The organism is Serratia sp. SA088 (assembly GCF_049065515.1).
Classification (GTDB): domain Bacteria; phylum Pseudomonadota; class Gammaproteobacteria; order Enterobacterales; family Enterobacteriaceae; genus Serratia; species Serratia nematodiphila.
This window is the reverse complement of sequence record NZ_JBAKGW010000003.1, coordinates 429,098-454,965: the sequence shown is the minus strand read 5'-3', so window position 1 is coordinate 454,965 and position 25,868 is coordinate 429,098. Positions and strand designations below refer to the sequence as shown.

The 25,868-nt window shown below is 59.8% G+C and carries 22 protein-coding genes and 1 riboswitch; of the genes, 12 read left to right on the top strand and 10 right to left on the bottom strand.

Going from position 1 to position 25,868, the window contains the following annotated elements; all coding sequences use genetic code 11:
* Nucleotides 1-459, bottom strand: a complete 459-nt coding sequence (gene mraZ, locus ACOWVD_RS10875; protein WP_031300396.1) for a division/cell wall cluster transcriptional repressor MraZ — start codon at nt 457-459, stop codon at nt 1-3.
* 862 nt (nt 460-1,321) lie between these two features.
* On the opposite strand from mraZ, the gene ACOWVD_RS10870 reads away from it, so the two are divergent.
* On the top strand, nt 1,322-1,762 hold the full coding sequence (locus ACOWVD_RS10870; RefSeq protein ID WP_004932798.1) for an L-alanine exporter AlaE: 441 nt from the start codon (nt 1,322-1,324) through the stop codon (nt 1,760-1,762).
* 37 nt (nt 1,763-1,799) lie between these two features.
* Here the strand turns inward: ACOWVD_RS10870 and cra are convergent, their stop codons facing one another.
* From cra to leuO, 5 genes are all read right to left on the bottom strand, one after another.
* Complete coding sequence (gene cra, locus ACOWVD_RS10865) at nt 1,800-2,804, bottom strand: catabolite repressor/activator (protein WP_004932801.1); 1,005 nt, start codon at nt 2,802-2,804, stop codon at nt 1,800-1,802.
* Nucleotides 2,805-3,021: 217 nt separating this feature from the next.
* Nucleotides 3,022-3,513, bottom strand: coding sequence for an acetolactate synthase small subunit (gene ilvN / locus ACOWVD_RS10860; protein ID WP_004932806.1), 492 nt, complete (start codon nt 3,511-3,513; stop codon nt 3,022-3,024).
* Between the two features lie 2 nt (nt 3,514-3,515).
* Complete coding sequence (ilvI, locus tag ACOWVD_RS10855; protein ID WP_033641254.1) at nt 3,516-5,234, bottom strand: acetolactate synthase 3 large subunit; 1,719 nt, start codon at nt 5,232-5,234, stop codon at nt 3,516-3,518.
* Nucleotides 5,235-5,550: 316 nt separating this feature from the next.
* Nucleotides 5,551-7,359: an AMP-dependent synthetase/ligase gene (locus ACOWVD_RS10850; RefSeq protein WP_049242032.1), complete on the bottom strand. Its 1,809-nt coding sequence runs from the start codon at nt 7,357-7,359 to the stop codon at nt 5,551-5,553.
* A gap of 465 nt (nt 7,360-7,824) precedes the next feature.
* Nucleotides 7,825-8,772, bottom strand: coding sequence for a transcriptional regulator LeuO (gene leuO, locus ACOWVD_RS10845; RefSeq protein ID WP_164095546.1), 948 nt, complete (start codon nt 8,770-8,772; stop codon nt 7,825-7,827).
* Between the two features lie 874 nt (nt 8,773-9,646).
* On the opposite strand from leuO, the gene leuA reads away from it, so the two are divergent.
* The 4 genes from leuA to leuD are packed head-to-tail and all read left to right on the top strand — an operon-like array spanning nt 9,647 to nt 14,329.
* Nucleotides 9,647-11,221, top strand: a complete 1,575-nt coding sequence (gene leuA / locus ACOWVD_RS10840) for a 2-isopropylmalate synthase (RefSeq protein ID WP_004932820.1) — start codon at nt 9,647-9,649, stop codon at nt 11,219-11,221.
* 2 nt (nt 11,222-11,223) lie between these two features.
* The gene (gene leuB / locus ACOWVD_RS10835) at nt 11,224-12,315 is read left to right on the top strand and encodes a 3-isopropylmalate dehydrogenase (RefSeq protein WP_004932823.1); all 1,092 of its coding nucleotides are present in this window, start codon (nt 11,224-11,226) and stop codon (nt 12,313-12,315) included.
* A gap of 1 nt (nt 12,316) precedes the next feature.
* Entirely contained in the window at nt 12,317-13,717 is a 1,401-nt protein-coding gene (gene leuC / locus ACOWVD_RS10830) for a 3-isopropylmalate dehydratase large subunit (protein ID WP_044029698.1), read from the top strand.
* Between the two features lie 9 nt (nt 13,718-13,726).
* On the top strand, nt 13,727-14,329 hold the full coding sequence (leuD, locus tag ACOWVD_RS10825; protein WP_049242028.1) for a 3-isopropylmalate dehydratase small subunit: 603 nt from the start codon (nt 13,727-13,729) through the stop codon (nt 14,327-14,329).
* A 37-nt stretch (nt 14,330-14,366) separates the two neighbouring features.
* On the opposite strand, the gene ACOWVD_RS10820 is transcribed toward leuD, so the two are convergent.
* The 3 genes from ACOWVD_RS10820 to sgrT form a co-directional block, all read right to left on the bottom strand.
* Nucleotides 14,367-15,839, bottom strand: a complete 1,473-nt coding sequence (locus ACOWVD_RS10820) for a DASS family sodium-coupled anion symporter (protein WP_197763726.1) — start codon at nt 15,837-15,839, stop codon at nt 14,367-14,369.
* A 144-nt stretch (nt 15,840-15,983) separates the two neighbouring features.
* Nucleotides 15,984-17,180 carry a sugar efflux transporter gene (locus tag ACOWVD_RS10815; RefSeq protein WP_049242024.1) on the bottom strand — a complete coding sequence of 399 codons (1,197 nt, stop codon included), beginning with the start codon at nt 17,178-17,180 and terminating at the stop codon, nt 15,984-15,986.
* Between the two features lie 154 nt (nt 17,181-17,334).
* A complete protein-coding gene (gene sgrT / locus ACOWVD_RS10810) occupies nt 17,335-17,508 on the bottom strand; it encodes a glucose uptake inhibitor SgrT (RefSeq protein WP_004932838.1) in 174 nt (57 codons plus the stop codon).
* Nucleotides 17,509-17,598: 90 nt separating this feature from the next.
* On the opposite strand from sgrT, the gene sgrR reads away from it, so the two are divergent.
* The 7 genes from sgrR (at nt 17,599) to ilvN (ACOWVD_RS10775) (ending at nt 25,039) form a co-directional block, all read left to right on the top strand.
* Nucleotides 17,599-19,260, top strand: a complete 1,662-nt coding sequence (gene sgrR, locus ACOWVD_RS10805; protein WP_049242022.1) for an HTH-type transcriptional regulator SgrR — start codon at nt 17,599-17,601, stop codon at nt 19,258-19,260.
* A gap of 37 nt (nt 19,261-19,297) precedes the next feature.
* A riboswitch (TPP riboswitch) is annotated at nt 19,298-19,416 on the top strand.
* 57 nt (nt 19,417-19,473) lie between these two features.
* Nucleotides 19,474-20,460 carry a thiamine ABC transporter substrate binding subunit gene (gene thiB / locus ACOWVD_RS10800; RefSeq protein WP_015376636.1) on the top strand — a complete coding sequence of 329 codons (987 nt, stop codon included), beginning with the start codon at nt 19,474-19,476 and terminating at the stop codon, nt 20,458-20,460.
* Entirely contained in the window at nt 20,436-22,043 is a 1,608-nt protein-coding gene (gene thiP / locus ACOWVD_RS10795) for a thiamine/thiamine pyrophosphate ABC transporter permease ThiP (protein WP_325994558.1), read from the top strand. Before thiB ends, thiP begins: the two co-directional genes overlap by 25 nt.
* Nucleotides 22,030-22,734 (top strand): thiamine ABC transporter ATP-binding protein ThiQ, encoded by a 705-nt coding sequence (gene thiQ / locus ACOWVD_RS10790; RefSeq protein WP_049242016.1) that lies wholly within the window; start codon nt 22,030-22,032, stop codon nt 22,732-22,734. Before thiP ends, thiQ begins: the two co-directional genes overlap by 14 nt.
* Nucleotides 22,735-22,822: 88 nt before the next feature.
* Nucleotides 22,823-22,936, top strand: coding sequence for an ilvB operon leader peptide IvbL (ivbL, locus tag ACOWVD_RS10785; RefSeq protein WP_154747116.1), 114 nt, complete (start codon nt 22,823-22,825; stop codon nt 22,934-22,936).
* Between the two features lie 111 nt (nt 22,937-23,047).
* Nucleotides 23,048-24,742, top strand: a complete 1,695-nt coding sequence (gene ilvB / locus ACOWVD_RS10780; protein ID WP_197798703.1) for an acetolactate synthase large subunit — start codon at nt 23,048-23,050, stop codon at nt 24,740-24,742.
* A gap of 3 nt (nt 24,743-24,745) precedes the next feature.
* Nucleotides 24,746-25,039, top strand: coding sequence for an acetolactate synthase small subunit (gene ilvN / locus ACOWVD_RS10775; protein WP_016929110.1), 294 nt, complete (start codon nt 24,746-24,748; stop codon nt 25,037-25,039).
* Between the two features lie 28 nt (nt 25,040-25,067).
* Here ilvN (ACOWVD_RS10775) and ACOWVD_RS10770 read toward each other — a convergent pair whose 3' ends face one another.
* Nucleotides 25,068-25,838, bottom strand: coding sequence for a DedA family protein (locus ACOWVD_RS10770; RefSeq protein WP_004932860.1), 771 nt, complete (start codon nt 25,836-25,838; stop codon nt 25,068-25,070).
* Nucleotides 25,839-25,868: the final 30 nt, after the last annotated feature.

The following is a 25,868-nucleotide window of genomic DNA, read 5'->3' as shown; positions in this document are numbered from 1 at the left end:
TTATAGCGACAAGTCCTGTAGCCGCTCAGACAACGGTTCCTGAGCCGACTGTTCAGCGTCAATATCATCCTTGACTTGTTGATACCAGGTCTGTTCATCCCACAGTTCAAACTTGTTGAACTGACCGACCAGCATCACTTCTTTCGTGAGCCCGGCGTGTTGCCGCAGCGTACTGGCTAACAGCAAACGACCGGCACTATCCATCTGACACTCACTGGCATGCCCCAACAGCAGGCGCTGAACGCGGCGCTCGGCGGGATTCATGCTCGACAGACGTGATAATTTTTGTTCAATAATTTCCCATTCGGGCAAAGGATAAAGCAGCAGACAGGGCTGATGGAGGTCAATGGTACAGACCATTTGGCCTTGCGATTCCTCGTTGAGCAATTCCCGATATCGGGTAGGTACGGCGAGCCGCCCTTTGCTGTCGAGGTTGACCATCGTCGCTCCACGGAACATTCCTGAGCTACCCCTTAGTGACCGTTTTCACCACTTTACCCCACAAATTCCCACACAATGGAGTTTACGGAGGGTATGAAAACCTTGTCAAGCCAGAGCGCCAGCGCTTTGGCAATATTTCTCTGGTCATTTTGGGAGCTGACTCGCGAAAGAAACTCTGATTATTCGACGATTAAAAATTAACACCATGATAAACGGAGAGAATTTTCTAAGCGGAAAGAATCTGATTAAAAACCTGACGAACTGGCGATTAATTAACTCATTACTTCCTTCTGCAAGCCATGTCTCATTTTTCAGCTCGGCAATCTCAGGGCTGTAACCGCTGGCGAGCCGCGCCCGCCAAGGCTCAGCGCCAGGCGAACCGATCGAGGAATAAGGCCATAACTCCTTGAGTTAATAACGCTCAATCGTTATTCACCGTAAAACCGGGCGCTATTTTACTTCAATTTGCACCGCCGTGATGAGGCCGCGATAAAAATAAATGGCTCGGATATTACGAGCAGAAGTAATTTCGATTCAAATCAACTTGGTAAGATTATTCCCAAAATACCTGTTTACAATTATGGTTTCATTTTCTTACACCTTTATTTCCACAATTTTTGCCGGAAAAAATCCTCTTCAAAAACGAAAAATCGCAACCTTATGTTTTTAATCGATTTATTTAAAAACGCCGATTTTAATCTCTCCGCTCCATCCTACGCCCCTGTTCTGCGGGACAAAAAGCGAACAAATGTTAAAAATAAAAATATAAACCTAGTTAAAAAACACAATCCAGATTAGTACACTATAAAAAAGGCAAAAAACCAGCCTTAACATCCAAAAATTAATGATTTAACAGAATTTTAACCATAAGGGGTGACACATGCTTTCGCCCGCTACTCACTGGCGTAGCGCCGCTGCCGATACGTTCGCACTGGTGGTGTATTGCTTTATCGCCGGCATGGCGATAGAAGTGTTGATCTCAGGCATGAGCTTCCAGCAATCCCTCTCTTCACGCCTGTTGTCGATCCCGGTCAACATCCTGATCGCCTGGCCTTACGGCCGCTATCGCGATCTGTTTATCCGCACGGCGCGCCGCTGCCCGCGCGGCCAGTTCCTGCTGCGCAACCTCGCCGATCTGCTGGCCTACGTCAGCTTCCAGTCGCCGGTTTATGCCGCCATTCTATGGAGCGTAGGCGCCGACGGCCAACAAATGCTGGCGGCGGTAACCAGCAATGCGCTGGTCTCCATGGCGATGGGCGTGGTGTATGGCTATTTCCTGGAATACTGCCGGCGGCTGTTCCGGGTGGCGGACTACGTCTAAACCAGGAGCCCGCCAACGCGGGCCCCTGTCAGGCAAACTACTTGCGGCTCAGGCTGCCGCGGCGGAACAGATTGCGGCGAATGCGCGTCAGCCCCGGCTTGGGTTTACGCGGTTCGTCCAGGCTGGCCAGCACCAGCTCCAGCACGCGCTCGGCCACGTCGCGATGGCGCTGCGCTACCGCCAATACCGGGCACTCCAGGAAATCCAACAGTTCATGATCGCCGAAGGTGGCGATCGCCAGATCGGTCGGCAAGCGGCCGCGTTGCTTCAGCGTCACGTCCATCACGCCCTGCAATAAAGAGAATGACGTGGTAAACAGCGCCTGCGGCATCGGGTGCGTTTTCAGCCATTCGGCAAACAGCGCGCCGGCGGCTTCGCGTTCATAGCTGTTGGCGTACAGGTAATCGACGTGGCGAGGATCCTCTTGCCAGGCCTGACGGAAGCCCTGCTCACGCAGGAAGCTCACCGAAAGCTCCGGCAAGGCGCCCAGATACAGCACCGATTCAGCCGGGAAGGTGCGCAGCTCCTGCGCCAGCGCAAAGGCATCTTCCTGATCGGCGCCCACAACGCTGATGAAATGCTCGCGATCCAGCGCGCGGTCCAGCGCGATGATCGGCAGCGGATCGTTGGCCCAGCGTTGATAGAAAGGATGTTCCGGCGGCAAGGCGGTGGAGACGATAATGGCATCCACCTGACGCTGCAGCAGGTGCTCAATGCAGCGCATTTCGTTATCCGGCTGATCTTCGGAACAGGCGATCAGCAATTGATAACCCCGCTGGCGCGCCTGGCGCTCCAGGTAGTTGGCGATGCGGGTATAGCTGGTATTTTCCAGATCCGGGATCACCAGGCCGATAGAACGGGTGCGCCCGGCGCGCAGCCCCGCCGCGACGGCATTCGGGTGATAGTTATGCTCCCTGACCACGGCCATCACTTTCTCGACGGTTTTATCGCTGACACGATACTGCTTCGCCTTGCCGTTGATGACATAACTGGCCGTCGTGCGCGAAACGCCCGCGAGACGCGCGATTTCATCCAGTTTCACATTAACCCCTTAATGACGCTGAAAATAGAAGTGAAGGCTGTGCTCGGATTAACCATGACATCCCGTACGGTTATTCAATCCAGCCTCTGCGATCTAACAGCAGAAAACACTGCCTAGCAACCGCTTTTGCCGAAAGGTGCCAGCAATCGGGCAAAAAATACCGAAAAACAAAGGGCGCAGCCACGCCGCGCCCCGATTATTCGCCGCCAGACCGCGCTCAGCGCATGATTTTGTCGCCGCGCGACACGCCGACCACGCCGGAACGCGCCACTTCCACGATCTCCGCCACTTCACGCACCGCGCTCAGGAAGGCGTCGAGCTTGTCGCTGGTGCCGGCCAGCTGCACCGTATACAGCGTCGCCGTCACATCAACGATCTGGCCGCGGAAAATGTCGGCGCAGCGCTTCACCTCTTCACGGCCGTAGCCGCTGGCCTGCAGCTTCACCAGCATGATCTCGCGCTCGACGTGGGCGCCCTGCACCAGTTCGCTGACGCGCAGCACGTCCACCAGCTTGTGCAACTGCTTCTCAATCTGCTCCAGCACTTTCTCGTCGCCGACGGTCTGGATAGTCATGCGCGACAGCGTCGGATCATCGGTCGGCGCCACCGTCAGGCTCTCGATGTTGTAACCGCGCTGGGAGAACAACCCCACCACGCGCGACAGGGCGCCGGATTCGTTTTCCAGCAAGACAGATAAAATACGGCGCATGATCAGGTCCTCTCCGTTTTGCTAAGCCACATTTCGTCCATGCTTCCGCCGCGGATCTGCATCGGGTAGACATGTTCGGTTTCATCGACGGTCACGTCGACGAACACCAGCCGCTCTTTTTCCGCCAGCGCCTGCGCCAGCTTGCTTTCCAGCTCATCCGGCGTGCGGATGGCGATGCCGACATGGCCGTAAGCCTCGGCCAGCTTGACGAAGTCCGGCAGCGAATCCATGTAAGACTGCGAATGACGGCCGGAATAAATCATGTCCTGCCACTGCTTGACCATGCCCAGATAGCGGTTGTTGAGGTTCACCACCACCACCGGCAGGTTATATTGCAGCGCGGTGGACAGCTCCTGAATATTCATCTGAATGCTGCCGTCGCCGGTCACGCACACCACGGTTTCCTCCGGCAGCGCCAGCTTGACGCCCAATGCCGCCGGCAGGCCGAAGCCCATGGTGCCAAGGCCGCCGGAGTTGATCCAACGGCGCGGTTTGTCGAACGGATAATAGAGCGCGGCGAACATCTGGTGCTGCCCCACGTCGGAGGTCACATAGGCGTCGCCTTTGGTCAGGCGATGCAGGGTTTCAATCACCGCCTGCGGCTTGATGGTGCCGCTGTTTTTGTCGTAGCCCAGGCAGTCGCGGGCGCGCCACTGCTCGATAGACTGCCACCAATCGCGCAGCGCATCGTGATCCTGCGCCTTGTCATCCTGCGCCAACAGCTCCAGCATCTGCACCAGCACCTGTTTGGCATCGCCGACGATCGGGATATCGGCGTCCACCGTTTTGGAGATCGAGGTCGGATCGATATCGATGTGCAGCACGGTGGCGTCCGGGCAGTATTTGGCCAGATTGTTGGTAGTGCGATCGTCGAAACGCACGCCGACGGCGAAGATCACGTCGGCATGGTGCATGGTTTTATTGGCTTCATAGGTGCCGTGCATGCCGAGCATGCCGACACTCTGGCGATGGGTGCCGGGGAAAGCGCCCAGTCCCATCAGGCTGCTGGTCACCGGCAGGTTCAGCTGCTCCGCCAACGCCAGCAGTTCGGCTTCACAACCGGCGTTGATCGCGCCGCCGCCGACGTACATCACCGGCTTTTTGGCCGCCAGGATGGTTTGCAACGCGCGTTTGATCTGCCCGCGGTGGCCCTGCACCGTCGGGTTGTAGGAACGCATGCTCACGTCCTGCGGATAGGCATAAGGCATCCGCACCGCCGGGCCGACGATGTCTTTCGGCAGATCGATCACCACCGGGCCGGGGCGGCCGCTGGAAGCCAGGTAAAAGGCCTTCTTCAACACCGCCGGGATGTCTTCGGTACGTTTCACCAGGAAACTGTGTTTCACCACCGGCCGAGAAATCCCCACCATATCGCACTCCTGGAAGGCGTCGTAGCCGATCAGCGAGCTGGGCACCTGCCCCGACAGGACGACCATCGGGATCGAGTCCATATAGGCGGTGGCAATGCCGGTAATGGCATTGGTGGCACCGGGGCCGGAGGTCACCAGCACCACGCCCACTTCGCCGGTGGCGCGCGCGTAGCCGTCGGCCATGTGCACCGCCCCTTGCTCGTGGCGCACCAGAATATGATCGATCCCTCCGACCGTATGCAGGGCGTCGTAGATATCGAGCACCGCCCCGCCGGGGTAGCCGAATACATGTTTAACGCCCTGATCGATCAACGATCGGACGACCATCTCGGCTCCTGACAACATCTCCATGGGTTTGCCTCCAGGCTTGCTTATTCTTCTCTGGCGCCGGAACGTAGCGCCTGCTGCGGGGCAATGCCCCAAAGTTTTTATGGGTTGTCGCTATCGAATTAACATAACGTCAGAATTTGGGGCAGGCAAACGGCAAAATGGCTTAACGGTGGCAGGGTTATTGCCAAGCGGCTGGAGATCGCAGCTTTATAAAAACAATGCGCTAGCCTCAGGGTTGTCGGGCTAGGCATTGTTTCGAACAGGAGGGAAATTACAGAACTAAATCAGGTGATGGATATGCCGCTTTTTTCGCCGGGCACATGGCCCGGCGGCGGCGTCAGGCCTGTTCCTGGTACATCGAGTCGATTTCGCGCTGATAGCGCTGCAGGATCACTTTGCGGCGCAGCTTCAGCGTGGGCGTCAGCTCCCCCAACTCCATGGAAAAAGCCGCCGGCAGCAGCGTGAACTTCTTCACCTGCTCGAAACGCGCCAGCTCCTTTTGCATCTCGCGCAGGCGCTTTTCGAACATCGCGAGGATCTCGCCGTTGCGCAGTAGCTCCAGGCGATCCTGGTATTTCAGGTTGACTGACTTCGCGTACTCTTCCAGCGACTCAAAGCACGGCACGATCAGCGCGGAAACGAACTTGCGCGCATCGGCGATGATCGCCACCTGCTCGATAAAGCGGTCCTGCGCCAGCGTGCCTTCCAGCATCTGCGGCGCTATGTATTTGCCGCCGGAGGTTTTCATCAAATCTTTCAGGCGCTCGGTGATGAACAGATTGCCCTCTTCATCGATCGCCCCGGCGTCGCCGGTTTTCAGCCAGCCGTCGGCGGTAAAGGTCGCGGCGGTTTCCAACGGTTTGTTGAAATAGCCGCGCATCACGATCGGCCCGCGCACCTGAATTTCATTTTCTTCACCGATGCGCACCTCGACCTCCGGCAGCGGTTTACCGATAGAGCCGAAGCGGAAATGCCCCTCTTCCCAGCAGGACACGGTCGCACAGGTTTCGGTCATGCCGTAGCCGTACTTGATGTTGACGCCCATCGCCTGGAAAAACAGGATCACATTATCATCCAGCTTGGCGCCCGCCGCCGGCAAGAAACGCACCCGGCCACCGAGAATGCCGCGCAGCTTGCTCAATACCAGCTTGTCGGCCCAGCGGTGAGAGAGTTCGAACAGTTTGCCCAACGGTTTGCCGGCCCGCTCTTGCAGGAACTTGCGCTCCCCGCAGACGATCGCCCAGTGGAACAGCGCACGGCGCAGCCAAGGGGCACGCGCCACTTTTTCATGCACCGCGCTGAAAATCTTCTCGTAGAAACGCGGTACCGCGCACATTAACGTCGGCCGCACCTGCCCCATCGCTTCCCGTACCCAGTCGGTGTTCGGCAGGAAAACATTCTGCGCGCCGGAATGCATGACAAAGAAGCTCCAGGCACGCTCGAACACGTGCGACAGCGGCAGGAAACTGAGCGACACATCCTCTTCGCCGACCGTCAGTCTCTCATCATGCAGGTAGAGCTGCGCCGCCAGGTTGCGGTAGTCCAGCATTACCCCTTTCGGTTCGCCGGTAGTGCCCGAGGTATAGATCAGGGTAAAGAGATCCTGCAGGTCGCACTCTTCAATGCGCTGCCGACGTTGAGCGATAAAAGCCGCCGGATCGGCAGCGCGCTCGAAGGCGCTCAGGTGTTGTGCGATCTCGCAGCCGCGCAGATCGGCGCCCTCGTCGAACACGATGATATGACTCAGCTGTGGGCAGACGCCACGCAGTGCGATGGCGGCATCCAGCTGCGCCTGCTCGCCGACGAACAGGATGCGAATGTCAGCGTCGTTGATGACGAAGGCCGCCTGCGCCGGCGTATTGGTGGAATAGAGCGGTACGCTGACGCCACGCAGGTGCAGGATCGCGAGATCGGTCAACGACCAGGCCACCGTGTTATTGGCGAAGATACCGATACGTTCTTGCACTTCGGCGCCCAGCGCCAGCAGCCCGGCAGCAATGCGATCAATGCGGGCAGCCGCCGCTCCCCAGGTCAGTTGAAACTCGCCGTTGGGCGACCATTGGCGAAATGCTGTGCGATCGGCTCGGTGGGTGATTTGATGCTGTATACGATGGATCAAATGGTATTGCAGCAGATTAGTGATCATAGTGCTCTAAGCCTGAAATGAATCATACAGTTAAGCCTGAACGATGCCTTGCGGCCCTCATCTCAGCTTACACGTGTTTACTTTTTTCCGCGCAGTCTACCTACTCTCGGGCAGGGGGAAAAGCGATTTCAGCGTAGAAGTGTGAGCCAAAACTCAGGCCGGCTTTCGCGCTTTCATGGGTTGGACAAAACGGGAAGGAAAAGGTTTGATGGCGGCCATAAAACGCGGCCCGTTCGGGCCGCCACATCGAGTTAGTTTAAAATTCCAGCTGGAAAGTAAAAATCAGAATATTAATTTATATTAATTGTTTTCGCTAAATGAACAAATTTATCCTGAGAATAAGTTATTCTATCGCCGCAAAACCAAGAAACATCTTAATAAAAACGCAGATAGTTCTTAGTTTTTTTCATGAGAAAAAAACGCTCAATTGAATATTATCTTTATATGGCTCCCATCTTTATCGCTTTACTTTGGGTTACCCGCCTCAATCAGGACAGATTTCATCCACTGGTGGCCTTTATCCCGCTCTGAGGATTCATGCCAGGAGAGGTAGCAGGTGGCTTTATTATCGTTGCCACATAAAGCAACCGCCTTTATTTTCAACGCCTCCGTCTGCTGTCGCACCAACCAGGCGGGCGCAATCGCTACCATTTCCGTTTGCGACACCATATTCAACACGCTGTAAAGATCCGTGCACTGCTGCGTCACGACACGCAGCATCGGCTCGTCTAAATAAAAAGGTTTACTGAACGATCCAAAACTTTCCAGGGAAACCGCAGCATGCTGCTCGGCCAGCATGTGTTCCGGCGTCACCTCCTCGCCTATTCTCGGGTGCGCCTGCGCAACCGCCAGCACTAATTCGTCGTCGAACATCGCCAAGCTGCGAAACTCCGCCGACTCGAAACGGCTGTAGCCGATGACAAACTCCACGTCCTGGTAACGCAGTTGACGTTCAATATTATTGTTAATGTATGACTTTATTTGCAGGTTAAGCTGCGGCGCTATCTGTTTGACGTGATTGATTATCCCGGCGCCCAGACGCAAATCGAGCGGGCTGCACAGCGACAGGGAGAACGCTCGCGTGCTGGTCAGCGGCTCAAACTCAGATCCCGGCAACTCATTCTGCACCAGCTGCAGCGCTTGCCGCACCGGCCCGAACAGCTGCCTGGCCCGCATGGTGGGCTGGATCCCGCGGCCACAGCGCACGAACAGTTCGTCGTTGAACATCACCTTCAGGCGCGCTACCGCGTTGCTCACCGCCGGCTGCGACATCCCTAACGAATTAGCGGCTCGCGTAATATTTTGCATTTGCATCACGGCGTCAAACACCGTCAGTAAATTAAGATCGACGCTGCGCAAATGGATGTCCGCCGGCTCTTTGACCATGGCGATTTCTGAATCATATTCAGCCATATTTCACTCCACTAAATCCTGTGTAAATAATCTAATCCTTATGCTCGACAAACAATGAAACGCCGCATTGTCTTATCTTTGCACGACAAATCCTGCCATTACCGTCATCAATCGATAAAAAACCTCGTGTTATCGACACGATATAAGTCGTATATGGAATACATGTCAGCAGCTTTCCCCGTCAGCGAGAAGAATGCCACCTGGGTAGTACTAATAATTAGGTATCAACAATGATTAATACAATTGAACAACGTCGCCGCACTGTATGAGACAAACTATAAAAACACATCATAAGCAATCAAACCATCTAAAAACACCGCTCACTTTGTGTAAAAACGCATTATTTTGTTATATTATGACTAAAACAATCAATTATTCATATGAGTTCAATTTAAACCATTTGTATTGGAAATGTTATTTTATTGCTCCCCGTGATTAATCCCTCTTGCTTTTTTCATCACAAATCTTAACGCAACGAAATCCAGAAGCAATTAGCGCAGTATATATTCGATTCGTTTATGCTAAGCAGCACGCAAACTGGCCCCATTTTTTTCTCTAAGGCGTCGTTTTTTTGCCGAATGATCCTCTGTTTAGCTAATGGGCTGATGCATTGTCCCCGCATTCAATCAGGTGTTGACATCGCCAGGCCAATCACGTATCAAATTAGGCAGACACCCAATTTAAGAGAAGCTGAACCCTTATGATCCGTACTCACCGTCTACTAGGCCTACTACTCAACGCATCTTGTTTGCGCGGTATGCCTGTGGACGACGTTCGGAGCTGACTCAGCCGATCACCCATAAGAAACCCGCGCTACTGCGCGGGTTTTTTTTTGCCCGCTTAGCGTGAAATCAACACGATAAGGAATGCACCGATGAGCCAACAAGTCATTATTTTCGATACCACGCTGCGTGATGGCGAGCAGGCGCTGCAGGCCAGCCTGAGCGTAAAAGAGAAGATTCAGATTGCGCTGGCGCTGGAAAGAATGGGCGTTGACGTGATGGAAGTCGGCTTCCCGGTCTCTTCGCCGGGCGACTTCGAGTCGGTGCAAACCATCGCGCGCCAGATCAAGAACAGCCGCGTCTGTGGCCTGGCCCGCTGCGTGGACAAAGACATCGACGTGGCCGCCGAAGCGCTGCGCGTCGCCGAAGCGTTCCGCATCCACGTATTCCTGGCCACCTCAACCCTGCACATCGAATCGAAGCTGAAGCGCTCGTTCGACGAAGTGCTGGAGATGGCGGTGCGCTCGGTAAAACGCGCCCGCAACTACACCGACGACGTGGAGTTCTCCTGTGAAGACGCCGGCCGCACGCCGATCGACAACCTGTGTCGCGTGGTTGAAGCCGCCATCAACGCCGGCGCCACCACCATCAATATCCCGGATACCGTCGGCTACACCACCCCGAACCAGTTCGGCGGCATCATCACTACCCTGTATGACCGCGTGCCGAACATCGACAAAGCCATCATCTCCGTGCACTGCCACGACGATTTGGGCATGGCGGTCGGCAACTCCATCGCCGCAGTGCAGGCCGGTGCCCGCCAGGTGGAAGGCACCCTGAACGGCATTGGTGAACGCGCCGGCAACTGTTCGCTGGAAGAAGTGATCATGGCGATTAAAGTGCGCCAGGACATCATGAATGTGCACACCAACATCAACCACCAGGAAATCTTCCGCACCAGCCAGATCGTCAGCCAGCTGTGCAACATGCCGATCCCGGCCAACAAGGCGATCGTCGGCTCCAACGCCTTCGCCCACTCCTCCGGCATTCACCAGGACGGCGTGCTGAAGAACCGCGAAAACTACGAAATCATGACCCCGCAGTCGATCGGCCTGAAGGACGTGCAGTTAAACCTGACCTCCCGCTCCGGCCGCGCGGCGGTGAAACACCGCATGGAAGAGATGGGCTACCAGGAGCAGGATTACAACCTGGATACCCTGTACGCCGCCTTCCTGAAGCTGGCCGACAAAAAGGGCCAGGTGTTCGACTACGATCTGGAGGCCTTGGCCTTCATCAACAAACAACAGGAAGAGCCTGAGCACTTCAGCCTGGGTTACTTCAGCGTACAGTCCGGCAGCAGCATCATGGCCACCGCCTCGGTGAAACTGATCTGCGGCGGCGAAGAGAAAGCCGAAGCCGCCACCGGCAACGGCCCGGTCGATGCGGTTTATCAGGCGATCAATCGCATCACCGACTACCCGATCGAGCTGGTGAAGTACCAGTTGACCGCCAAGGGCCATGGCCGCGACGCGCTGGGCCAGGTGGATATCGTGGTCTCTTACAACGGCCGCCGCTTCCACGGCGTGGGGCTGGCGACCGACATCGTCGAATCCTCCGCCAAGGCGATGGTGCACGTGTTGAACAATATTTGGCGCTCACAGCAGGTAGAAAAAGAAAAGCAGCGCCTGCAGCAAAACAAACATCAAAATAATCAGGAAACGGTGTGAACATGACGAAGACTTATCACATTGCCGTCTTGCCCGGAGACGGCATCGGCCCGGAAGTAATGGCTCAGGCGCGCAAAGTGTTGGACGCGGTGCGTCAACGCTTTGACATTCGCATCACCACCGCCGAGTACGACGTCGGCGGCATCGCCATCGATCGCCACGGCAGCCCGTTGCCGGCGGCGACCGTCGCCGGCTGCGAGCAGGCCGACGCCATCCTGTTCGGCTCGGTAGGCGGCCCGAAATGGGAACATCTGCCGCCGGCCGAGCAGCCGGAACGCGGCGCGCTGTTGCCGCTGCGCAAACACTTCAAATTGTTCAGCAACCTGCGCCCGGCGCGCCTGTATCAAGGGCTGGAGGCGTTCTGCCCGCTGCGCGCCGACATCGCCGCCCGCGGCTTCGACATTCTGTGCGTACGCGAATTGACCGGCGGCATCTACTTCGGCCAGCCGAAGGGCCGTGAAGGCCAGGGCATGCAGGAGCGCGCCTTCGACACCGAGGTGTACCACCGTTTCGAGATTGAGCGCATCGCGCGCATCGCCTTCGAATCCGCCCGCAAGCGCCGCCACAAGGTGACGTCGATCGACAAGGCCAACGTGCTGCAAAGCTCCATTCTGTGGCGTGAAGTGGTCAATCAGGTCGCCAGGGATTACCCGGACGTGTCGCTGTCGCACATGTATATCGACAACGCCACCATGCAGTTGATCAAGGATCCGTCCCAGTTCGACGTGCTGCTGTGCTCCAATCTGTTCGGCGACATCCTGTCCGACGAGTGCGCGATGATCACCGGTTCGATGGGCATGCTGCCGTCCGCCAGCCTGAATGAGCAAGGCTTCGGCCTGTACGAACCGGCGGGCGGTTCCGCGCCGGATATTGCCGGCAAAGGCATCGCCAACCCGATTGCGCAGATCCTGTCCGCCACTCTGCTGCTGCGTTACAGCCTGGGCGCCGATGAAGCGGCCGACGCCGTGGAGCGCGCCATCAACCAGGCGTTGGAACAGGGCTACCGCACCGCCGATCTGGCCGGTGACGGCAAAGCCGTCAGCACCGATGAAATGGGCGATATCATCGCCCGCTTTGTAGCTCAGGGGGCATAACATGGCCAAGACCTTATACCAGAAGCTGTACGACGCTCACGTGGTGCACGAAGCACCGAACGAAACGCCGTTGCTGTATATCGACCGTCACCTGGTGCACGAAGTCACGTCGCCGCAGGCGTTCGACGGCCTGCGCGCCATGGGCCGCAAGGTGCGCCAACCCGGCAAAACCTTCGCCACCATGGATCACAACGTGTCGACCCAGACCAAAGACATCAACGCCAGCGGCGAAATGGCGCGCATCCAGATGCAGGAGCTGATCAAGAACTGCGCGGAATTCGGCGTTTCGCTGTATGACCTGAACCACCCGTTCCAGGGCATCGTGCACGTGATTGGGCCTGAGCAAGGCATGACGCTGCCGGGCATGACCATCGTCTGCGGCGACTCGCACACCGCCACCCACGGCGCTTTCGGCTCGTTGGCGTTCGGCATCGGCACCTCCGAAGTGGAACACGTGCTGGCGACCCAGACCCTGAAACAGGGCCGCGCCAAGACCATGAAGATTGAAGTCACCGGCGACGCCGCCGAGGGCATTACCGCCAAAGACATCGTGCTGGCGGTGATCGGCAAAACCGGCAGCGCAGGCGGCACCGGCCACGTGGTGGAATTCTGCGGCAAGGCGATCGAAGCGTTGAGCATGGAAGGGCGCATGACCCTGTGCAACATGGCGATCGAGATGGGCGCCAAAGCCGGGTTGGTGGCGCCGGACGACACCACCTTCGCCTACCTGAAGGGGCGTCAGTTCGCGCCAACCGGCGAAAACTGGGAGCAGGCGGTCGCTTACTGGCGCACGCTGAAGTCCGACGCCGACGCCCAGTTCGATACCGTAGTGACGCTGCACGCCGAAGAGATCGCGCCGCAGGTCACCTGGGGCACCAATCCCGGCCAGGTGATCGCCGTCAATCAGGCGATCCCGGCGCCGGAATCGTTCAGCGATCCGGTTGAGCGCGCTTCCGCCGAGAAAGCGTTGGCCTACATGGATTTGAAACCGGGCATCAAATTGACCGAGGTGCCGATCGACAAAGTGTTCATCGGCTCCTGCACCAACTCACGCATCGAAGATCTGCGCGCGGCGGCGGCTATCGCCAAGGGGCGCAAGGTCGCCAGCGGCGTGCAGGCCATCGTGGTGCCAGGCTCCGGCCCGGTGAAGGCCCAGGCGGAAGCCGAAGGGTTGGACAAAATCTTTATTGAAGCCGGCTTCGAATGGCGCTTGCCGGGTTGCTCGATGTGCCTGGCGATGAACAACGACCGTCTGAATCCGGGCGAGCGCTGCGCGTCCACCAGCAACCGTAACTTCGAAGGGCGCCAGGGCCGCGGTGGGCGCACCCACCTGGTCAGCCCGGCAATGGCCGCCGCGGCCGCCGTCGCCGGTCACTTCGCTGACATCCGTGATATTCACTAAGGGGCTAACGTGGCTAAATTTACTCAACATACCGGCTTAGTGGTGCCTTTGGATGCGGCCAACGTCGACACCGACGCCATTATTCCCAAGCAGTTTTTACAGAAGGTGACCCGCACCGGTTTCGGCCAGCACCTGTTCAACGACTGGCGCTTCCTCGACGACGCCGGCCAGCAGCCGAACCCGGCGTTCGTGCTGAACAAACCGCGCTATAAAGGCGCCAGCATCCTGTTGGCGCGCGAAAACTTCGGCTGCGGCTCTTCGCGCGAACACGCCCCCTGGGCGCTGACCGACTACGGGTTCAAAGTGGTGATTGCGCCGAGCTTTGCCGATATCTTCTATGGCAACTCGTTCAACAACCAGCTGTTGCCGGTGACGCTGAGCGAGCAGCAGGTGGATGAGCTGTTCAAACTGGTTGACGCCAACGAGGGCATGGAGTTCGTGGTGGATCTGGAGAACCAGACGGTCAACGCCGGCGGCAAAAGCTATCCGTTCGAAATAGACAGCTTCCGCCGCCACTGCATGATCAACGGGCTGGACAGCATCGGCCTGACGCTGCAGCACGAAGCGGACATCTCCCGCTACGAAGCGCAGCAGCCGGCGTTTCTGAATTAATCCCCTTCACCCGCCGCCCGGCGGGTGAATTTTTTCCTCACCAGTAGCCCAGCAGCTTCCACCATGCACCGCCGATCACTATCCAGATCAGCAGGTTAACCACGCTCATCACCCATCCCGCTTTCCACCACTCCCCCAGCGTCACGTAGCCGGAGCCAAAGATGATCGGCGCGGTGCCAGTGCCGTAATGCGTCAGCGACATCATTAGCGAGGAAGAAAACGCCAGGATCAGGCCCAGCAGTGCCGGTGGCGCGCCAAGCGCGATGCCGGCAGCGAAGAAGGCGGCGAACATCGCCGTCACGTGCGCGGTGGTGCTGGCGAAGAAATAGTGTGAATACAAATAGATGAGTGTCAGCAAGATCGTGCCGCCCACCCAGCTCATGCCCATACGGTCGATGCCGTTGCCGACGGTTTGCGACAGCCAGCCGATCAGCCCCAGCTTGCCGAGGAAGCTGGCCATCATCACCAGCGCCGAGAACCACACCACGGTGTCCCAGGCCCCTTTATGCTTCAGCACATCCTCCCAGCTCAGCACGCCGGTGGCCAGCAGCACCGCCAGGCCTATCAGCGCCGCGGTGGTAGGATTGACCACCAGCGCCGGGCCGAAGATCATCGCCGGAATGCCGGCCCACAGCACCAGCAGCAGCGCAAATACCCCGAGAGTAATTTTCTCCGGCAGCGTCACCGGCCCCAGCGCCTGCAGCTTTTCGCGGGCGAAACGCGGCGCATCCGGCGTGCTTTTCACCTCCGGGGGGTACAGCAGATAAATCACCAGCGGCATCACGATCAGCGAGCACAGCCCTGGCACCAGGGCGGCGACCGCCCACATCGACCAGGACAGCTCGAAGCTGCCGTGGGTGCCTTTGGCGATCAGGCTAACGATCAGCGGGTTAGGCGCGGTGGCGGTGATAAACATCGCCGAGGTGACCGGGTTGATGTTGTAGTTCACCAGCGACAGGTAGCGGCCAATCTTGCCGGAGGTATTGAGCTCGGGTTTGGAGCCGAAGCTGTCGGCGATCGACTTCATGATCGGGTGAATGATGCCGCCGCCGCGCGCGGTATTGCTCGGCGTCACCGGCGCCAGCGTGGTTTCCGCCAACGTCAATGCGTAGGCGATGCCGAGCGTTTTTTTACCGAACAGCGAGATAAAGTAGTAGCCGATGCGCGCGCCCAGCCCGGTTTTGTTCAGGCTGAGGGAGATCATGATAGAAAAGCCGATCAGCCAGATCAGCTGGTTGGAAAAGCCGCTGAGCGCGTCGTCCAGCGCGGCGCCCGGCTTGCCGGGGTTGGTGACGCCGGTCACCGCCACCAGAGCGATGGCGATCACCGAGACCGCGCCGATCGGCATCGCCTTGCCGATGATGGCGATGATGGTGCCGATAAACAGCGCCAGCAGCTGCCAGGCGTTGGGCGCAACGCCCTCCGGCACGGGAATGAGGAACCAGATAATCAGCGTGGCGCCAAGGGCGCACAGGGAAGGAAGCGGTTTGAGCGGTGTGAGTTTATCCATAACGTTCCCACTGTTCTAAACGACAGGGCGGCATCTCAATAGCGAGACGGGCGTGGGCGCAACGATCGCGCGCCATATGCTTTCAGCTTGAGCGCCCGGCTTAGCCTTCTCAATGACTTGCATCAAGAATGCCGTCGTTTAACCTCACACTTCACGCACTTTGGCGCTCATCCCGAGCGCCGCCAGCGCCAGCAGCGCCGCCATCCAATACACCGAACCATGACCGAAATTCTCCACCAGCGCGCCCTGCAGCACCCCGGCCAGGATCACCCCGGTAGAGATGCTGTTGGTGAACAGCGTGGTGGCGGCGCCCGGCCGGCCCGGCATCAAATCCTGAAAATAGAGCATGCCGATACCGGCGACGATGCCGATAAACACCGCGTTGAGCAGTTGCAGCGCGATCAGGGCCGGCTTGGTCGCCAACACCGTCAGCCCGAGATAAAACAGCACGCCCGCCGCCACCGCCAGCAGCATCATGTTGCGCTTGCCGAAGCGTTTGACGTAATAACCGGCCAGCAGCATTGCCGGGATTTCCAACCCGGCGGCGGTGCCCATCAGCACCCCGGCCAGCCCTTCCGGCAGCCCGAGATCGGCGGTGATATACAGCGGCATATCAATGATATACAAGGTATTGCAGGTCCACATCAGCATCGAAGCGATGAACAGCAGCCGCACGTCGCGATTGCGCCAGGCACTGGCGGGCGCGATCGGCGCAGACATCCCGCCCTGCAGCTCCTTATTCTCCGCCGCACGCGGCACCGAAGGCAGCATAAACCCTACCAGCAGTACGCAAACCGCGAAGGTGGCGGCGGCGATCAGGAACATCACGGTGAACCCATAGTTCAGCGCCAGCGCAAACGACAGCGGCGGGCCGATCACCCACGCCAGCGAAAGCTGGGCGCGCATCACCGAGCTGAACATCACCACCTCACGCGCCTCGCTGTCGGCATATTCCCGCGCCAACGCGAAAATCTGCGGCATGGCGGTGTTGGCAACGGCGGACATCAGCACCCCGGCGGTGATCAGCGTCAGATAGTCGCGGTTAAAGGCGAACAGCAGGCAGTTGCCGACCGCCATCAGGCAGCACAGCAGGATCAACCGGCGCCGATCGCCGCGGGTGTCGGAGCGCTTGGCCAGCAGAAAACTGACCACGATGCCGGCCACGGCGTTGGCGGTGTAAAACAGCCCTACCCACAGCGGCCGCACTTTGACCTCGGTGGTCAGAAACAGACTGAGCGTCGGCGTCAGCAACGCGCCGGCGATGCCGGAGAGAAAAGCGATCAGCAGGAATGCGGCAAAGATGGGGTTAATGCGCAGTGACAACCGGCTCAGGCGTTGCATATCGTCTTCCCTGACCTCAAAGCAGAAGAAAGAACCTTAAGCCACGGCGAGAAAAATGCAAGCGCATCGCCATGACCGCGCATAAAAAAACCAGTGGGTCACCCCACTGGCTGGTGAAACAGCACCATTACTCAGAAACTTGTTGCCGCAGCCCCTACAGGTGCTCGCGATACTGCTTATCGGTCATCTCTTTAATGTCCCATTGCGTCAGGTGCGCCAGCATCGCCAGCCGCGCCTGTTCGGGCACCACGCTCAGCCAGTCGGCTCGCTGGCGGCGCACCGCGCTGAAATAGCGCTGATAGAACTGCCTGGATAAGAAAGCTTTCATGATTACGCCCTCCCCTTTCATTGATGAAAATTATCGGCGTAATATAGGGAAAGAAAAATTGACGAGTTGAAGCGGGAGCGTTCCTCTTTTATGTCCACGTCCAGATTGCAGCAGCAGTTCATCCGCCTGTGGCAGCGCTGCCACGGTGAAACCACCGACACCACGCTGCAGGATCTGGCGGAGGTGCTCAGCTGCTCGCGGCGCCACGTGCGCTCCCTGCTGAGCGCCATGCAGCGGGAAGGCTGGCTCACCTGGCAGGCGGAGTCGGGGCGCGGCAAGCGTTCGCGGCTAACCTTCCACTACACCGGCCTGGCGCTGCAGCAACAGCGGGCCGAGGAGCTGCTGGAACAGGATCGCATCGATCAGCTGGTGCAACTGGTGGGCGACAAAAACGTGGTGCGCCAGATGCTGCTGTCACAGCTGGGGCGTAGCTTCCGCCAGGGGAAACACATCCTGCGGGTGCTCTACTACCGGCAGTTGTACAACCTGCTGCCCGGCTCGGCGCTGCGGCGTTCGGAAACCCATCTGGCGCGCCAGATCTTCAACGGTCTGACGCGCATAAATGAGGAAAACGGGGAACTGGAGTCCGATCTGTCTCACCATTGGCAGGCGTTGACGCCACTGCACTGGCGATTTTACCTGCGCCCGGCGATCCATTTTCATCACGGCCGCGAGCTGGAGATGGCGGACGTCATTACTTCTCTTTCGCGTCTGACCTCGCAACCGCTGTTCTCGCATATCGAGAGCGTCACCTCGCCGACGCCATTCGTGATTGACGTGCATCTGCGCAGCCCCGACCACTGGCTGCCCTGGCTGCTGGGCAGCGTGCACGCCATGATCCTGCCGCGCGAATGGCGCGAACTGCCGGATTTCGCCCGCCATCCGATCGGCACCGGCCCCTATCGCGTAGTGCGCAATCTCCCCAGCCAGATGAAGATCCACGCCTTCGACGACTATTTCGGCTACCGGGCGCTTATTGATGAGGTCAATATCTGGGTGCTGCCGGAGTTCTCCGAAGAACTGGTGCATTCCGGCGTACAGCTGCAGGGCGATGAAACCGGCAACAACGAACTGGAAAGCCGGCTGGAAGAGGGCTGCTATTTCCTGCTGTTCGACCAGCGCTCCCCGCTGGCCGCCGATCCCGCCATTCGCAGCTGGCTGTGCGAATTGATCAATCCCATTTCGCTGCTGAGCCACGCCGGGCCGCTCTACCAACGCTACTGGTCGCCGGCGTACGGCCTGCTGCCCCGTTGGCACCACAACCGCGCGCTGGCGCAGCAGCCCAAACCGGCGGGGCTGACCGAACTGACGATGACCCACTTCAATGAGCATTCGGAGTTTCACGCCATCCGTCAGGCGATCGAGCCGCTGCTGGCGCAGCACGGCATCCGCCTGATCGTGCAAAGCGTGGATTACGCCACCTGGCACCAGGGCGACGCACGCAGCGATCTGTGGCTTGGCAGCGCCAACTTCTATCTGCCGCTGGAGTTTTCGCTGTTCGCCACGCTGTACGAACTGCCACTGATGCAGCATTGCATGAACGAAGATCTGGCGCAGGACGCGGCGCTGTGGCGCGCCAACCGTCTGCCGCTGGCGGAGTTCTGCCAGCGTCTGGTCAGCAACCACCAGCTGCATCCGCTGTTCCACCACTGGCTGCAGCTGCACGGCCAGCGCAGCATGCGCGGCGTGCGGATGAACACCCTCGGCTGGTTCGACTTCAAGTCCGCCTGGTTTGCCCCGCCGGAGACATAAGCGCCTTTCGCCCAAGTCGGTTAATCTTTACAATAGCGCCGTCTCAACGGGGTGCGGAGAACCGGGCCGCGTAATAAGCCTGATTTTCCGCTGAGAGCACACCCGTCGAACCTGATCCGGTCAATACCGGCGGAGGGATTTGAGCCCAGCGAACCGGCGACGCCGCCTCGCCCCCTCAGATGCCCTTGCCCCCTTATTTTTCAGGAGTGCAACGTGGTCAAAAAATATCTGCCCTGCTTATTGCTGCTGTGCGCCGCGCCGGCGTTCGCCAAGCCGACGCTGACGGTTTACACCTACGATTCCTTCGCCGCCGACTGGGGCCCAGGCCCGGCGGTGAAAAAAGCCTTCGAGGCCGAATGCGACTGTGAACTGAAGTTCGTGGCGCTGGAAGACGGCGTTTCGCTGCTGAACCGCCTGCGCATGGAGGGCAAGAACAGCGCCGCCGATGTGGTGCTGGGGCTGGACAACAACCTGTTGCAGGCGGCGCAGCAAACCGGCCTGTTCGCGCCGAGCGGCGTCGATACCGCCAGGCTGACGGTGCCGGGCGGCTGGCAGGACGCGACCTTCGTGCCTTACGACTACGGGTACTTCGCCTTCGTCTACAACAAAGAAAAACTGAAGAACCCGCCGAAAAGCCTGCAGGAACTGGTCAGCGGCGACCGCAACTGGAAAGTGATCTACGAAGATCCGCGCACCAGCACGCCGGGGCTCGGCCTGCTGCTGTGGATGCAAAAAGTGTATGGCGACAAGGCGCCGGCCGCCTGGCAGCAGTTGGCGAAAAAGACCGTGACCGTCACCAAAGGCTGGAGCGAAGCCTACGGCCTGTTCCTGAAAGGCGAAGGCGATCTGGTGCTCAGCTATACCACCTCTCCCGCCTACCACCTGATCGAAGAAAAAAAAGACCTTTACGCCGCCGCCACGTTCAGCGAAGGCCACTACCTGCAGGTGGAAGTGGCCGGCAAGCTGAAAGCCGCCAAACAGCCTGAACTGGCCGAGCGTTTCATGCGGTTCATGGTGACGCCGGCATTCCAGAACACCATCCCGACCGGCAACTGGATGTACCCGGTGATCAACACCCCGCTGCCCGTCGGTTTTGAGCAGATGAACGTGCCGCAGACCGCGCTGCAATACAGCGCCGAAGAGGTGGCCACACAACGCGGCGGCTGGATCCGGGCATGGCAAACCGCCGTCAGCCGCTGATCCCCCGCTGGCTCTGGCCGGGGCTGCTGGCCGCCGGCCTGATCCTGCTCGTCGCCGCGCTGGCGCTGGGTTCGCTGTGGCGTCACGCGCCGGACAGCGACTGGCGCAGCCTGTGGCAGGACAGCTATCTGTGGCACGTGGTGCGTTTCACCTTCTGGCAGGCGCTGCTGTCGGCGCTGATCTCGGTGCTGCCCGCCATTCTGCTGGCGCGCGCGCTCTATCGCCGCCGTTTCCCCGGCCGGCAGTTGTTGCTGCGGCTGTGCGCCATGACGCTGGTGCTGCCGGTGCTGGTGGCGGTGTTCGGCCTGCTCAGCGTCTATGGGCGCCAGGGCTGGCTGGCGACGCTGTGCGGCTGGCTGGGCGTCGAGTATGGTTTCTCGCCCTACGGTCTGCAGGGCATTCTGCTGGCGCACCTGTTCTTTAACCTGCCGCTGGCCACCCGCCTGTTGCTGCAGGCACTGGAGAACATTCCGGTGGAGCAGCGCCAGTTGGCCGCCCAATTGGGCATGAACGGCTGGCAGCAGTTCCGCTTCGTCGAATGGCCGGCGCTGCGCCGCCAAATCCTGCCGAGCGGCGCACTGATCTTCATGCTGTGCTTCGCCAGCTTCGCCACCGTGCTGTCGCTGGGCGGCGGGCCGCAGGCCACCACCATCGAACTGGCGATCTACCAGGCGCTGAGTTACGACTACGATCTGGGGCGTGCCGCCATGCTGGCGCTGATCCAGCTGGGCTGTTGTCTCGGGCTGGTGTTGATCAGTCAGCGCCTGAGCCAGGCATTGCCGGTGGGGCATACCCACGCCCAGCGCTGGCGCAACCCGGAAGACAGCCTGTGGCGACGCATCGGCGATTTTCTGCTGATCGCCGCCGCGCTGTTGCTGCTGCTGCCGCCTCTGCTGGCGGTGATCGCCGACGGCGCCAACCAGGCCATGGTCAGCGTGCTGCGCCAGCCGGTGCTGTGGCAGGCGCTGTTCACGTCGCTGCGCATCGCCCTCGGCGCAGGGCTGCTGTGCGTGGCGCTCACGATGATGCTGCTGTGGAGCAGCCGTGAGCTAAAACTGCGGCAACAGCTGCGCGGCGGCCAGGCGCTGGAGCTGAGCGGCATGGTGATCCTGGCGATGCCGGGCATCGTGCTGGCCACCGGCTTCTTCCTGCTGCTGAGCGATACAGTGGGGTTGCCGCAGTCGCCCTATGCGCTGGTGATCCTCACCAATGCGCTGATGGCGGTGCCCTACGCGCTAAAGGTATTGGAGAACCCGATGCGCGACCTCGCCGAACGTTACAACCCGCTGTGCCTGTCGCTGGATATCCGCGGCTGGCGACGGCTGCGGCTGATTGAGCTGCACGCCCTGCGCCGCCCGCTGGCACAGGCGCTGGCCTTCGCCTGCGTGCTGTCGATCGGCGACTTCGGCGTGGTCGCCTTGTTTGGCAACGAGCATTTCCGTACCCTGCCTTTTTACCTGTATCAGCAGATTGGCGCCTACCGCAGCAACGACGGGGCGGTGACCGCGCTGCTGTTGCTGTTGCTGTGCTTCCTGTTGTTTACCCTGATTGAACGCTTACCGGGCCGCCATGCTGACGCTTGAAAAACTGACCTACCTGTATGAACACCTGCCGATGCGCTTTGATCTGCGCATCCAGCCGGGCGAGCGCGTCGCGGTGCTCGGCCCCAGCGGCGCCGGTAAAAGCACCTTGCTGAGCCTGATCGCCGGCTTTCTGCCGGCGGCCAACGGCCGGCTGCTGCTGAACGGCGAAGACCACACCGCCTCGCCGCCGGCCAAGCGGCCGGTGTCGATGCTGTTTCAGGAGAACAACCTGTTCGCGCATCTGACGGTGGCGCAGAACATCGGGCTGGGGTTGGATCCCGGACTGCGCTTGACTGAACAGCAGCGCCAACAGCGGGCGCACATCGCCCATCAGGTCGGCCTGGAAGAGCATCTGGAGCGCCTGCCGTCGCAACTTTCCGGTGGCCAGCGTCAGCGCGCCGCGCTGGCGCGCTGTTTGATTCGCCAACGGCCGATCCTGCTGCTCGACGAGCCCTTCTCGGCGCTCGATCCGGCGCTGCGCAACGAGATGTTGCAACTGCTGCAGACGGTATGCGAACAGCGCAACCTGACGCTGCTGATGGTATCGCACAACCTCGACGACGCCGCGCGCATCGCGCCGCGCACGCTGCTGGTGGTCGACGGCCGCATCTACTACGACGGCCCGACGCAGGCCCTGCTGGACGGCAGCGCGCCCGAAGCGCGCGTGCTGGGCATTTCGGGCAAAGCGTGATCTGACGCTCGTTTTTTATGCTGCGCCAATAAACCTGTTGTGCGAATTTTGCGCCTGTGTTTTTATAAAAACCTGACTTTTTTTACTGATGATAAGGTTCCCTGTGATCGCATCCTCGCTGACTTCGACCCTACTAGTTACCGCGCTACCAGCCGCGGTGGTCGTCGTGCGTGTGGTGGTGGTCGTCGGCAATGCGCCGTAGGGTCCGAATCAACGCATCGATTCCCAAACCCCGCCGGCGCAAACCGGGCGGGGTTTCTTGTTTTAGCACCCTGCCCAGCAAAGCTCACCGGCCTTGAGAAAGGACAGGAACATGGCAACTTCGGGCACGCCTCAACCGGGCACCAGCTTCACCGGCGCACAATTGATCGTTCATCTGCTGGAGCGTCAGGGCATCACCACCGTCGCCGGCATTCCCGGCGGCGCCGCGCTGCCGCTGTATGACGCGCTGAGCCAAAGCACCCGCATTCACCACGTGCTGGCGCGCCACGAACAGGGCGCGGGCTTTATGGCGCAAGGCATGGCGCGCGCCAACGGCAAGGCGGCGGTGTGCATCGCCTCCAGCGGGCCGGGCGCCACCAACCTGGTCACCGCCATCGCCGACGCCAAACTCGACTCCATTCCGCTGGTGTGCATCACCGGTCAGGTGCCCTCCTCGATGATCGGCACCGACGCCTTTCAGGAAGTGGACACCTACGGCATTTCCATCCCGATCACCAAGCACAACCATCTGGTGCGCGATATCCGCGAACTGCCGCAGGTGATTGGCGACGCCTTCCGCATCGCCGAGTCCGGCCGCCCCGGCCCGGTCTGGATCGATGTGCCGAAAGATGTGCAAACCGCCACCATCACGCTGGAAGAGCTGCCGCCGATCGCCGTGCCGGACGCCGCTCCGAGCTTCGATCCGGCGCTGGTTTCGCAGGCCGCCGCGATGATCAACCGGGCAAAGCGCCCGATCCTCTATCTGGGCGGCGGCATCATCTGCGCCGACGCCCACCGGCAAGCGGTGGAACTGGCCGAACGCGCCGGTCTGCCCACCACCATGACGCTGATGGCGCTGGGCGCGATGCCGGTGGAACACCCGCTGTCGCTGGGCATGCTGGGCATGCACGCGGCGCGCAGCACCAACTTCATTCTGCAGGAAGCCGATCTGCTGATCGTGCTGGGCGCGCGTTTCGACGATCGGGCAATCGGCAAAACCGAGCAGTTCTGCCCTAACGCCGCCATCATTCATGTGGATATCGACCGCGCCGAGCTGGGCAAGGTCAAACAGGCCAACGTGGCGATCCATGCCGACGTCGGCCAGGTGCTGCAACAGCTGCTGCCGCAGATCGACACGCAGCCGCGCAGCGAATGGCTGAACACCGTCAATGACCTGAAGCGCGAATTCCCGTTCAACATGCCGAACGCCGACGATCCGCTGAGCCATTACGGCCTGGTGCTGGCCGCCGCGCGCTGCGTGGACGACAGCGCTATTATCACCACCGACGTAGGCCAGCATCAGATGTGGGTGGCGCAAGCCTATCCGCTGAGCCGGCCGCGCCAGTGGCTGACGTCGGGCGGCCTGGGCACCATGGGCTTCGGTCTGCCGGCGGCGATCGGCGCGGCGCTGGCGGAGCCCGAGCGCAAAGTGCTGTGCTTCTCCGGCGACGGCAGCCTGATGATGAACATTCAGGAAATGGCCACCGCGGTCGAGCACGATCTGGACGTGAAAATCATTTTGATGAACAACCAGGCGCTGGGGCTGGTGCACCAGCAGCAAACCCTGTTCTACCAACAGCGCATCTTCGCCGCCGCCTATCCGAAGCGCACCGACTTCCTGAAGATCGCCGCCGGATTCGGGTTGGATACCTGCGATCTGAACGCCGCGGAAGATCCGCAGGCGGCGCTGGCCGAGGCGATCCAACGCCCGGGCCCCTGCCTGATCCACGCGCTGATCGATATCAACGAAAAAGTATTCCCGATGGTGCCGCCGGGCGCCGCCAACATCGACATGATTGGAGAATAAGCCATGCTGCAACCACAAGATAAACCCCAGGTGATCCTGGAGCTGGCGGTGCGCAACCATCCCGGCGTGATGTCGCACGTTTGCGGGCTGTTCGCCCGCCGCGCGTTCAACGTCGAAGGCATTTTGTGCCTGCCATTGAAAGACGGCCAGCAAAGCCGCATTTGGCTACTGGTCGCCGACGATCAGCGGCTGGAGCAGATGATAAGCCAGGTGGAAAAGCTGGAGGATGTGCTGCAGGTGAAGCGCCACAGCGAAGACGTGCGGGTATTTGAACAGCTGGAAGCGTTCTTCCAGTAAGGCGAACGGGGGCTTTCGCCCCCTTTTGTCATTGCCCGGACAACACCTGCCACAGCAGGTGGCGATACACCGGCATCAGAGGCTGCTGGCTCAGCGCATAACCGGCCGCCAGCGCCGCCAGCCAACTCAATCCGCAAACCACGCGCAGCCGCAGCGGCGTCAGCCAACGGCTCAGTCGATCGGCGTTGCGCTTGCCCTCACGCCACCAACGCCAGCTCAACCATACCGCCAGCCAGACCAGCAACGCCGCCGCGAGCAGCAGCCACTTGAACATCGCGCTGTCGGCGCCGGCGGGAATATCGATCGCCACGCCCGCCAGAATGCCGGGGAAGAAATAAACCGGCGGCCAGGTCAGGCAACCGATGATGTTCGGCAGCGCGAACTTGTACGGCGGCAAATCGAGCATGCCAGCCACCATCGGCACCAACGGACGCGTCGGGCCGACGAAACGGCCGATCAGAATGGTCGCCATGCTGTGCTGGTGCAAGGCGTGCTCGGTTTTGTCTAGCAGCGCCTTGTTTTTCTTCAGGAAAGACCAACGGTGTAATGGCCCCTTGAACGCGCGGCCGACGAAATAAGAGATCCAGTCGCCGAGCAGGCAACCGACGATGCCCGCCGCCCAGGCGTAGTAAAAGTCCACCTTGCCGCTGCCGATCAACGCGCCGATGCTGGCCATCATCACCGTACCGGGCAGCAGCAGCCCCACCAGCGCCAGCGACTCCAGAAAAGCGACCAGCAGAACGACCATCAGGGTGAAAGCCAGTGACTGGGTGATCAAATCTTGTAAATAGGCTTCCATTACACCTCTGTGGATTATTCGGGCCAAACG